Origin of the sequence: Bradyrhizobium acaciae (genome assembly GCF_020889785.1) — a bacterium.
In the GTDB taxonomy this organism is placed as follows: Bacteria; Pseudomonadota; Alphaproteobacteria; order Rhizobiales; family Xanthobacteraceae; genus Bradyrhizobium; species Bradyrhizobium acaciae.
In genome coordinates this window covers 1-3847 of record NZ_JACMYK010000264.1, presented here as the reverse complement: position 1 = coordinate 3847, position 3847 = coordinate 1, and the positions used below count along the sequence as shown (strand labels likewise).

The window sequence follows — 3847 nt, the reverse complement described above, 5'->3', positions numbered from 1 at the left end:
GTCGGCGGCGGTGCCGCTGCGGCCGGCTTCGCCGGTTCGGGCGTCATGATGCTGACCGGCGGCGTCGACGACGCGCTCGGAAACTCGGCATTGGTCGGCTTGCCCGTGGGCATCGACGGCGGCAGCGCCGCGACCAGGCCGGCGGCCGACGCCTGCGCGGACGGCGCGTTCCAGGCCCCCGCATAGCGCGTGACGAGGTTCTCGTAGGTCCGCTCGTTCATGTTGGCGATGATCTGATGGTTGTCGCCGAGCGAGCGGAACGCAGGGCACGCGGTCGGTGTGCAATGGTCACGCGCCATCAGCGCATAGGCGACGAGGCCATACCGGTCATGCTCGATGGCGCGGCGCAGCGCCTGCAACTCGGTGGTCGAATTGCGCTCCGCGGCGGCGAGGTCGCCGAGTGCAGTCAGCCGCGAAATCTGTGCCGCGGCATAGCTGACCGCAGCAGCGGCGGTATCCGATGAACCGAACAGCACCTTCTCGCAGGCATTGAGAACGGCATCTCCGGCGAGGTCGTCGACGCAGGCCAGCGCCGGCACGGTCTGGCCAGTCAATTGCGCCGTCCGCGTGTCGGCCGGCGACGCCTGCCCGCCCGGCCCGAAGCCGCGGATCGTCGCGGCGACCGCAACCGCGATCGACAGCAACGTAATGACGGTCAGTGCCCCGTTGGCGACGGATTTTTCCGCACGCAGCAGCGTGACGAGAACGACAATCCCAAAAAATGCTGCCGCGGCCAGCGTCAGCCACATCGGGAAGGTCGGTGAGCGCCAGATCTGATCCAGCGAGGAAGCCCAATTCATGCGCGATGTCCCTCAACGCAGCGTAAGCACAATCGGCGGCGGCGAACGCCGCCATCCCGACGTCCAACCTTCAGCACAATGGGTCTGCGAACAGGGCCTTTTGACGGCGACAGCGCGGAACCCGCGTCAGGCACCGGCTTGCGCACAACTCATCAGGACAGCGCGAGCTGGCTCTCCTTGGCCACCCGTTCGAAAGCTTCGGTCGAGCTCTTGATGCGATATTGGCAGTCATCACCATCGGTCGGCAGCAGGCGGATCACCTGATAGGTACCGCTCGCAGCGGGACGCGCCACGTTGCTGGCCGTGAAATAGACGACTTCGCCAATCGAGTACTTATGCTTCAACGCCCTCTCCATTTTCTTAGAGATTGCTGGCCGAGCTGACAGTCCCGATAGCTCTGGCCGGCATTTTGAGAACCCTGCGGCAAGCTAGCACATCGCACCGCCCCAAATCCAGCAAGATTGGGGCATCGTGAAGGTACGATTTTTGCAGGTTTTTCAGGGCGATAGGCAGCAATTTACGTGCCACCCGGAAATTGCCCGCCGACCTCGGTCGGAACCCGGTTCCACCCGCTCAGGCGGTATGCGGCAGCTTGCCGTTGGGGCTCGCGCCATCGACCGCAGCCGGAAGCTGCTGGGCGAGCACCTTCGAGAGCTGGTCGACCGGAATATTGAACTTGGCGGCGAGCTGCCTGACCGTGTCGCTGCCCAGCACCTGCTGGAGCTGCTCGGCCGTGATCGGCAGGTTCTGGCCGGTGCCGATCCAGGATTTGACCTGATCGCCGAGCCCGCCCTGCTCGAGCTTGGCAACGATCGCGGACAACCCGCCCTGCCCGCCATTGCCCATCACCTCGCCGAGCACAGCGGGAATCACCGCCGCACCGAGCTGGTCAAGCAGGCCCTTCAGCTCGGGTGAATTCTCCAGGGAATCCAGAATACCCATGGTCTAAGTCCTTTCACGGCTTGAAAATCCGGCTTTTCGGATTCGACGCTTTCGGCCCCGCGACGTCAAGCTGCGATCTTTGCGAGCCCTGTCACAAATCGGAAGCGCAAGAACCGTCAGACGTCCTCGAATCGGGCGATGCGCAGCGTCTCGGCAACGCCGTCGCGGGTCCATTCCTGGAACGCCGGAAGCTGCATCATGGCATCGACATAATGCTGCGCCTCGGCCCTCACCGGGATCGCGTAGGTGCGGAAGCGATGCACCACGGGAGCGTACATCGCGTCCGCTCCGGAGAAGGTACCGAACAGGAACGGTCCCTGCTTGCCGTAGCGCGCGTGGCATTCGGACCAGATATCCTCGATCCGCGCCACATTGGCCCGCGCATCGTCCGACAGTGCGATGGCGCCGATCGGCCGGTGCAGGTTCATGCCGCATTCGCTTCGCAGCGGCACGAAGCCCGAGTGCATCTCCGCCGAGATCGCGCGCGCATGTGCACGCGCGGCGCGATCCGAGGGCCACAGCTTGGCCTCGGGAAACTTCTCGGCGAGGTATTCGATGATCGCAAGCGAATCCCACACCGTGAGGTCGCCGTCGATCAGCGTCGGCACCTTGCCCGCCTTGCTGAAAGAGAGGATGCGATCCTTGTCGGCCTGATCGGTGTAGAGCGGAACGAAGAGTTCCTCGAACGGGATGTCGTTGGCCCGCAGCGCCAGCCAGGGCCGCATCGACCATGACGAATAGTTCTTGTTGCCGATGACGAGCTTGAGCATGTCCGGGAATCCTGTTGTCACGCCAGTTTGCCATAGTGCATTGCACGCGTTCAACCTGTACATGACGCGGGATGCGGTGCGGACCGGCAGCCGCGCGTTCACGAAGGAAGGCACCATGACCGGCTATTGGGTCGACATCCTGGCCGTCGGCTTCTTTGCGCTGGAGTGGCTGGTCTACGCCATCACGCTGGAGCACACCGCCTATGGGCGCAACAGCCTGTCGGCGCGCATGCATGTCTACCGCGAAATCTGGGTGAGGAATCTGCTCAACCGCGATGCGCGGATGGTCGACATGCAGATCATGGCCAGCTTGCAGAACGGCACGGCATTCTTTGCCTCCACCAGCCTGATCGCGATCGGCGGCGCGCTGGCGCTGCTGCGCGCGACCAATGACGCGCTCGCCGTGCTCGGTGCGCTGCCGGTCAACCTCACGCCCTCGCCTGCTCTGTGGGAGGTCAAGTGCATCGGGTTGATCCTGATCTTCATCTACACCTTCTTCAAATTCGCCTGGGCCTATCGCCTGTTCAACTATGTGGCGATCCTGTTCGGCGCGATGCCGCCGGCCGGCCAGCGCGACACACCGGAGGCGGAAGCCCATGTGATCCGCACCACCCGGCTGTTCGAGACCGCGGGCCGGCACTTCAACCGCGGTCAGCGCGCGTTCTTCTTCGCGCTCGGCTATCTCGGCTGGTTCGTCAGCCCCTGGGTGCTGTTCGTCACGACAGCCGCGGTCGTGATCGTGATCTGGCGCCGGCAGTTCGCCTCGAATGCCTGGCAGGCGATGGGCAGTTGAAACCTGCTCCCGCTCACGACGCGAAATCGCGCGGCGTGAAATCGAGGTCGAGCACCTTCCATTCGCCGTAGCGATCCTTCGGCAGCATCGCATAGGGCTGGCAGGCTTGCAGCGCCTCGGTCGCGCTCTTGAGCAACAGCGGCCCCTTCTGCGACGCGGTGGCTTCGATCAGCAAGGGCGATGCGGCGAGCTTGCCGTCGGGCTTCATGAACACCCGGAGCTTGATCCTGACGTCATCGCTCGTGCTCACGTTGGCCGGGAGCTTCAAGCAGGTCTTCAAATGGCGGCGGAATTCGGCGGCCACGCTGGAGCCGACATCGGCCTGCTCGGTGGCCGCCGCGTCGAAATTGTCCTTGCCGGGACCGGCCCCCGATGGCGCATCGGCGGGCGGCTTCACGGAAATGTCGGGCGGCAGGCCGAGCATGACATTGTATTTGACCGACAGGTCGGGCTCGGGCTGCGAATAGGCAGGCGGTGACGCCGCCGCCTGTTGCTGCGACATCGGCTGGGGCATTCGTGGCGTCTGCGGCGCCGGCTGCGCG

Annotated in this window: 5 protein-coding genes and 1 pseudogene; 1 reads left to right on the top strand and 5 read right to left on the bottom strand. The window is 64.5% G+C overall.

All coding sequences use genetic code 11. From position 1 onward, the window contains the following. From H8A92_RS39865 to H8A92_RS39850, 4 genes are all read right to left on the bottom strand, one after another. A partial coding sequence (locus H8A92_RS39865; protein WP_229200721.1) for a hypothetical protein occupies positions 1–800 on the bottom strand: 800 nt, incomplete at its 3' end. A gap of 152 nt (positions 801–952) precedes the next feature. Continuing rightward, positions 953–1156 carry a hypothetical protein gene (locus H8A92_RS39860; protein ID WP_175068379.1) on the bottom strand — a complete coding sequence of 68 codons (204 nt, stop codon included), beginning with the start codon at positions 1154–1156 and terminating at the stop codon, positions 953–955. A gap of 217 nt (positions 1157–1373) precedes the next feature. After that, complete coding sequence (locus H8A92_RS39855) at positions 1374–1742, bottom strand: YidB family protein (RefSeq protein WP_229200720.1); 369 nt, start codon at positions 1740–1742, stop codon at positions 1374–1376. Positions 1743–1858: 116 nt separating this feature from the next. Further along, complete coding sequence (locus H8A92_RS39850) at positions 1859–2512, bottom strand: glutathione S-transferase family protein (RefSeq protein WP_229200719.1); 654 nt, start codon at positions 2510–2512, stop codon at positions 1859–1861. A gap of 115 nt (positions 2513–2627) precedes the next feature. Here H8A92_RS39850 and H8A92_RS39845 point away from each other — a divergent pair, with 115 nt between their 5' ends. Further along, a complete protein-coding gene (locus H8A92_RS39845) occupies positions 2628–3305 on the top strand; it encodes a DUF599 domain-containing protein (protein WP_229200722.1) in 678 nt (225 codons plus the stop codon). A 13-nt stretch (positions 3306–3318) separates the two neighbouring features. Here H8A92_RS39845 and H8A92_RS39840 read toward each other — a convergent pair. Then, a pseudogene (locus H8A92_RS39840) lies at positions 3319–3847 on the bottom strand (hypothetical protein); the annotation flags it as partial.

Bases quoted from the DNA above. Each gene is read 5' to 3' on its own strand.
- H8A92_RS39860 (WP_175068379.1), bottom strand. From the start codon at position 1,156: ATGGAGAGGGCGTTGAAGCATAAGTACTCGATTGGCGAAGTCGTCTAT.
- H8A92_RS39855 (WP_229200720.1), bottom strand. From the start codon at position 1,742: ATGGGTATTCTGGATTCCCTGGAGAATTCACCCGAGCTGAAGGGCCTG.
- H8A92_RS39850 (WP_229200719.1), bottom strand. From the start codon at position 2,512: ATGCTCAAGCTCGTCATCGGCAACAAGAACTATTCGTCATGGTCGATG.
- H8A92_RS39845 (WP_229200722.1), top strand. From the start codon at position 2,628: ATGACCGGCTATTGGGTCGACATCCTGGCCGTCGGCTTCTTTGCGCTG.